At 67.5% G+C, this 6,179-nt stretch carries 7 protein-coding genes; 5 read left to right on the top strand and 2 right to left on the bottom strand.

What is annotated here, in order from left to right:
• Nucleotides 1-92: 92 nt before the first annotated feature.
• Nucleotides 93-1,307: a hypothetical protein gene (locus WAN71_RS26140; RefSeq protein ID WP_422228105.1), complete on the top strand. Its 1,215-nt coding sequence runs from the start codon at nucleotides 93-95 to the stop codon at nucleotides 1,305-1,307.
• 2 nt (nucleotides 1,308-1,309) lie between these two features.
• Here WAN71_RS26140 and WAN71_RS26135 read toward each other — a convergent pair whose 3' ends face one another.
• On the bottom strand, nucleotides 1,310-2,110 hold the full coding sequence (locus tag WAN71_RS26135) for a ParA family protein (RefSeq protein ID WP_422228104.1): 801 nt from the start codon (nucleotides 2,108-2,110) through the stop codon (nucleotides 1,310-1,312).
• A 113-nt stretch (nucleotides 2,111-2,223) separates the two neighbouring features.
• Between WAN71_RS26135 and WAN71_RS26130 the strand changes: the two genes are divergently transcribed.
• The 3 genes from WAN71_RS26130 to WAN71_RS26120 are packed head-to-tail and all read left to right on the top strand — an operon-like array spanning nucleotide 2,224 to nucleotide 4,389.
• Nucleotides 2,224-2,823: an acid phosphatase gene (locus WAN71_RS26130; RefSeq protein WP_422228103.1), complete on the top strand. Its 600-nt coding sequence runs from the start codon at nucleotides 2,224-2,226 to the stop codon at nucleotides 2,821-2,823.
• On the top strand, nucleotides 2,813-3,910 hold the full coding sequence (locus tag WAN71_RS26125) for an isochorismate synthase (protein ID WP_422228102.1): 1,098 nt from the start codon (nucleotides 2,813-2,815) through the stop codon (nucleotides 3,908-3,910). The genes WAN71_RS26130 and WAN71_RS26125 overlap by 11 nt, the downstream gene beginning before the upstream one ends.
• On the top strand, nucleotides 3,907-4,389 hold the full coding sequence (locus WAN71_RS26120; RefSeq protein ID WP_422228101.1) for a GNAT family N-acetyltransferase: 483 nt from the start codon (nucleotides 3,907-3,909) through the stop codon (nucleotides 4,387-4,389). The genes WAN71_RS26125 and WAN71_RS26120 overlap by 4 nt, the downstream gene beginning before the upstream one ends.
• A 68-nt stretch (nucleotides 4,390-4,457) precedes the next feature.
• On the opposite strand, the gene WAN71_RS26115 is transcribed toward WAN71_RS26120, so the two are convergent.
• Nucleotides 4,458-4,850, bottom strand: coding sequence for a hypothetical protein (locus WAN71_RS26115; protein ID WP_422228100.1), 393 nt, complete (start codon nucleotides 4,848-4,850; stop codon nucleotides 4,458-4,460).
• A gap of 97 nt (nucleotides 4,851-4,947) precedes the next feature.
• Here WAN71_RS26115 and WAN71_RS26110 point away from each other — a divergent pair, with 97 nt between their 5' ends.
• Nucleotides 4,948-5,916, top strand: a complete 969-nt coding sequence (locus WAN71_RS26110) for a diacylglycerol/lipid kinase family protein (RefSeq protein ID WP_422228099.1) — start codon at nucleotides 4,948-4,950, stop codon at nucleotides 5,914-5,916.
• Nucleotides 5,917-6,179 lie beyond the last annotated feature (263 nt).

Raw genomic sequence — 6,179 nt, 5'->3', positions numbered from 1 at the left:
GCGCACACAACGGACGGCGTCGCCGTCGGCGCCCCCGCAAGTCGGCGGGCGTCGCCGCGAACGCCAACTGAACCGGTGTCGCCTGACGCCTGATGGTCAAACCGGAACGCCGCACCAAGGCCGATCTGTTGGCCGCGGCAACGATCGCGGTGGTGGTTGCCGTGGCCGCGGCGCTGATCTGGTGGACCAGCGATGCCCGCGCCACGATCAGCCGGCCCGCGGCAGGGCCCCCGCCCAGCCCGAGGTTGGCCCACGAGGTGCCTGCCTCGCTCAAGCAGCTCTGGACCGCCCCCAACGCGCCGACTGACCAGCCTGTCGCGGTCGCCGGAACCGTCGTCACCACCGACGGGCGGGTGGTCCAAGGGCGTGATCCTGTCACCGGCCAGGTGCGGTGGAACTACTCGCGCGGCAGCGATCTGTGCGGGGTCACCGGGGTCTACCGCTACGCGGTCGCGGTCTACCGAGACGACCGGGGCTGCGGTCAGGTCAGCACCATCGACGGATCCACCGGCAAGCGCGGGCCTGCTCGAAGCAGCTATTCCGATCAGCACGTCAGTCTGTCGTCCGACGGCACCACGGTGTTGTCGGCGGGCGACACCAGGCTGGAACTGTGGCGCTCCGACATGGTCCGGATGCTGTCCTACGGCGAGATCGACGCCCGGGTCAAGCCGTCCTCAAAGGGATTGCACACCGGATGCCGCTTGGTTTCGGCGGCGGCCAGCTCGGCCGCGGTCTCGGTGCTCGGGGCATGTGGCAGCCAAGCGGATCTGCGGCTCACCCTGCTGCGCCCCAGCAAGGAAGAAGACGAACCGGAGCTGCGCGATGTGCCCGAGCCGGGGATCGCGGTGGGTTCTGGTGCCCGGGTGCTGACGGTGGCCGAGACGAAGACCCTCATCTACCTGCCGGCGCCGCAGCCCAAGGTCGACGTGGTCGACGAATCCGGGGTGACCGTGGCCAGCACGCTGCTGCCCAAGCCGCCGTCGACGTCGAGCGTGGTATCGCGGCCCGGCAACGTGGTGACGTGGTGGACCGGCGACAAGGTGATGGTCTTCGACGGGGCAACGCTGACCTACCGCTTTTCCATTGGGGCCGCTGGGCCTTCGGTTCCGGTGGGGCCCGCGGCGATGATGGCCGGCAAGTTGCTCGTCCCCGTCGCAGGTGGCATCGCCGTTTGTAATCCGATCACCGGCGACGACGAAGGCTACCTGCCGGTGACCCGGCCGCCGGGCAACGCCCCAGTGATCCCCGCCGTTTCGGGTTCGCAGTTGCTCGAGCAGCGCGGCAACACCCTCGTCGCGCTGGGCTGACCTCACGCGTCAATAGTGAACGTCGGCAGCGCCTTGCCCGACTTCCAGTGTTTGAGCAGCGTCTCCGCCAACTCCCGGTAGGCGGACGCGCCCTTGTTCTTGCGCGCGGCCATCACCGACGAGCCAGACGCGCTGGCTTCGGCGAAACGCACCGTGCGCGGAATCGGCGGCGCCAGCACCGGCAAGTCGTAGCGGTCGGCGACATCGAGCAGTACGTCCCGGGTGTGGGTGGTGCGCGGGTCGTACAGCGTCGGCAGCGCGCCGAGCAATCGCAGGCCCGGGTTGGTGATCTGCTGGACGTCGGCGACCGTGCGCAGAAACTGCCCGACGCCGCGATGCGCCAGCGTTTCGCATTGCAACGGCACGATGACCTCATCGGCGGCCGTTAGCCCGTTGAGAGTGAGCACGCCCAGGGACGGCGGGCAGTCGATGACGACCACGTCGAACCGGCCGTCGAGTTTGTCCAGCGCGCGTCTGAGCGCGTACTCGCGGCCGGCCCGCATCAGCAGCATCGCTTCGGCGCCGGCCAGGTCAATGTTTGCCGGCAGCAGCGTCATGCCCTCCGCGGTGTCGACCAGGGCGACGTCGGGCTCCACATCACCGAGCAAGACGTCATGCACCGACACCGCTAATTTGTCCGGGTCTTGGCCCAACGAGAAAGTCAGACAGCCCTGCGGGTCCAAGTCGACGAGCAACACTCGCCGTCCCGCGTCCATCATCGCCGCGCCCAGCGAGGCCACCGTCGTCGTTTTGGCCACCCCGCCCTTCTGGTTAGCCACCGCCAGCACTCGGGTGCCTGTCATATGCCGCCGCCCCTCCTCTACTTCGTTGCCACGGGCGTCATATGGCCATCCTGGCACCAAACCCATGGTGCCCGCGCGCGGATGGCCATGAGTCTCAGGCAGAATCGGTCAGCATGGGCATCGAGAACCATCGGCTGGTGTTGCTGCGCCACGGAGAGACCGAGTGGTCCACGTCGGGCCAGCACACCGGGTGCACCGACCTCGAACTCACCGACAATGGGCGCGCGCAGGCCGCCGCCGCCGGCCCGGCGCTGGTCGACCTGCATCTCGACAACCCGAAGGTGATCAGCAGCCCGCTGCGGCGCGCGGTGGAGACCGCCGAGCTCGCCGGCCTGACCGTCGACGAGAAATCGTCGCTGCTCGCCGAGTGGGATTACGGATCCTACGAGGGCGTGACGACGGCGCAAATCCAACAGTCACAGCCGGATTGGTCGATCTGGACGCACGGCAGCCCGGACGGCGAGACCGTCGCACAGGTCAGCGCCCGCGCGGACCGGGCCGTCGCGCTGGCGCTCGAGCAGATGGCATCGCGTGATGTGGTGTTCGTGGGCCACGGCCACTTCTCCCGCGCCGTGATCACCCGCTGGGTGCAGCTGCCGCTGATTGAGGGCAGCCGCTTCGCCATGACCGCGGCGTCCATGGCAATCTGCGGCTTCGAACACGGGATCCGCCAGCTGAGCGCGCTGGGCTATCCGCATCCGAATGACAACTGAACCACCCTTCGTGCTGTGCGGACCGACCGGGGTTCTTGTCGCCGACGGCGTGCAAGCCTGCTATTCCGACGTGGCCGACGCCCAAACGGCGTTGCGTTCGGAAGCGGTGCCAATAGTATTGGGCGCGTTAGCTTTTGACAGTCGAAATCCCGCCGCATTGATGGTGCCGCGTTCCGTACGGCGAACCGCCAAACTGCGGGACTGGCCGACTGACCCGTTGCCGGCCGTGCGGGTGGTCGGGGCGGATCCCGCGCCCGACGAGCACCGCGCCCGGGTTCGACGCGCACGGGAGCGGCTAACCGCTCCGGGCAGCACCCTGCAGAAGGTGGTGCTGGCTCGCGCGTTACGGCTCGCCGCCGATGCTCCGCTGGACGCCAGGGTCATCCTGGGCCGGTTGGTCGCGGACGACCCTGCCGCCTACGGCTACCTGGTCGATCTGTCCGCGGCGGGCGGCCAGTATTCGGGCATGGCCTTGGTGGGCGCCAGCCCTGAGTTGCTGGTTGCGCGCGACGGCGACCGGGTGACGTGCCGGCCGTTCGCCGGCTCCGCGCCGCGTGCCGCCGACCCCGATCGCGACGCAGCTACCGGGGCCGCGTTGGCGGCTTCCGCCAAGGATCGCCACGAGCACCAACTGGTCATCGATGCCATGGCCGACGCCCTGCGTCCGTTGTGCAGCGAACTGATGATCGCGCCCACACCTGAGCTGAGCCGCACCACCGCGCTCTGGCATCTCAGCACGCCGATCAGCGGACGACTTCGCGATACGTCCGTGACCGCAATGGATTTGGCGTTGGCGCTGCACCCCACCCCCGCGGTCGGGGGTGTGCCCGCCGACGCCGCTGCCGAACTGATCGGCGAGCTGGAGGGTGACCGCGGCTTCTACGCCGGCGCTGTCGGCTGGTGTGACGCGCGCGGTGATGGGCGGTGGGTGGTGTCGCTGCGCTGCGCGCAGCTCGCGACCGACCGCCGTACTGCACTCGCCCACGCCGGCGGCGGGATCGTCGCCGAGTCCGATCCTGATGCCGAAGTTGCCGAGACCACAACGAAATTCGTCACTATCTTGACCGCGCTGGGAGTTGATCTGTGACCGCGCACATCCGCCGAGCCATACCCAGCGATGCCGCAGCGATCACCGCGATGATCCACGAACTGGCCCGCTTCGAACGCGCCGCCGACCACTGCACAGTGATCGACGAGCAAATCAGCGCAGCACTGTTCGATGAACCCACAACGCTACGAGGACACGTCGCCGAGGTAGACGGTGAAGTCGCTGCGATGGCACTGTGGTTCCTCAACTTCTCAACATGGGACGGCGTCGAGGGTGTGTATCTGGAGGACCTGTTCGTGCTTCCACGGTTTCGCCGTCTCGGGCTGGCTCGCGGGCTGCTGACTGCCCTGGCCCGGGAATGCGTCGACAACGGCTACACCCGGCTGTCCTGGGCGGTGTTGAACTGGAACACCGATGCGATTGCCCTCTATGAGACCGTCGGCGGTCAGCCACAAAACGACTGGACCGCTTACCGGCTGTCCGGTCCGGAGTTGGCGGAGCTGGCCGAACCCCGCTAGCCGCCGCCGACGATATACAAAGCAGCGATGAGGTGGGGGCACCTCCCGCGTGCGGGGGCGAGCGGCGCTTATGACCGGCCCGCGACCCAGCGCACAGCGGCCGGACTGAACAGCAACGCCAACACGATCAGCGCGCTGATGCCCAGCGCTACCCCGACCAGCAGCCGATAAGAACCGACGGCCAAATACCACGCGACGGGCAGCAGTAATAGCTCGGCGATCACCGCCAGCCCGCGACCCCACCGCCTGCCGACCAGCATCGCGCCGCCGGCGGCCAGAACAGCACCACCGACGAGGGCGAACCACGCTGCGGTGCCAAAGCCGTTGACCACCCGCTGATCCGCACCGCCAAGTGCCCGGATTAGCAGAACAGCCGCCAGAACCAGACCGATCGCGCCCTGCACAGCAACGATCACTCCAGCGCCACGCACACTCAGCGGTGCCGGTGGCTGACCACTCACAGCGTCAGCGTAATCATCCCGCGGAGCCCGATTGTCGCGCTCCTCCTCGGGCCGCGGTGCGGCCCGCATCGTCGCCGCTCCCGTAGGCTTTGGCGTCATGCGCGCCGTGCTGATCGTCAACCCGACAGCGACTTCGACCACCACGGCGGGGCGCGACCTGCTGGCGAACGCGCTCAAAAGCCGCCTGGAGCTGACCGTCGAGCACACCCGCCATCGCGGCCATGGCGGCGAAATCGCGCAGGCTGCCGTCCAGGACGGAGTTGATCTGGTTGTCGTGCACGGCGGCGACGGGACGGTCAGCAACGTGGTCAACGGCCTGCTTGGCCGCCCCGGTCCAGTGCCAACCGGGCATATCCCGGCGCTGGCGATAGTCCCGGGTGGTTCGGCGAATGTGGCGGCCCGGTCGCTGGGCATCCCGCCGGGCCCGATCGACGCCACCAACCAGCTCATCTGGCTGCTCGACAGGTACGGCCAGGAGAAGAAGTGGCGACGGATCGGGCTGATCGACTGCGGCGAGCACTGGGCGGTGCTGAACGCCGGTATGGGCGTCGACGCCGAGGCGGTGGCCAAAGTGGAAGCGCAACGGGAAAAGGGCGTCAAGGTCACGCCGACGCGCTATATCACCGCGGCGGTGCGCGCCACGGTGGCCTACTCCCGTCGTGAACCGAGGCTGACCGTCGAGCTGCCCGGGCGCGAGCCGATCTCCGGGGTCCACTTCGTCTTCGTGTCCAACTCCAGCCCGTGGACCTACGCCAACGCCCGGCCGATGTGCACCAATCCCGGCACCACCTACGAGACGGGGCTGGGAGTGTTCGGCGTCACCCACTTGAAGGTGGTGCCGAGCCTGAGACTGGTCGGGCAGATGTTCTCCAAGCAGCCGAAGATCGAGGGCAACCAGGTCGTCCGCGATGACAATGCGGCCTGCGTGCGGGTCAGCTGCGCTGGCACGCCAGTGGCCAGCCAGTTTGACGGTGACTACCTCGGCGTACGGGAGCAGATGACGTTCCGGGCCGTTCCGAACGCGCTGGACGTCGTAGCCCCACCCGCCAAAATAAGACGGAAATAAGGCCTCTGACCTGCGGTAAGTACGGGGCAGGCACAAAAAGGCTGGTCAGACCGGTCGGACTGTAGTACAAACGGTTAAGGGATTTGGTAACAAATCGCCAAAGTGAGATAGCCCACGGACCAACGAGCTCTCTTGACATCTGTTGAGCCTGTGAAACGATCGAATGAACACTTGCAACGGTACGGAAACATTTCTTGTGCCTGCGTTAACAGCCGAAGAAAAATACTCGTGCGCCCTGCTGCGCACACAGTGAGGAGTAACGA

Source organism: Mycobacterium sp., assembly GCF_049280035.1.
Taxonomy (GTDB): domain Bacteria; phylum Actinomycetota; class Actinomycetes; order Mycobacteriales; family Mycobacteriaceae; genus Mycobacterium.
This window is presented reverse-complemented; position numbering and strand designations above follow the sequence as displayed.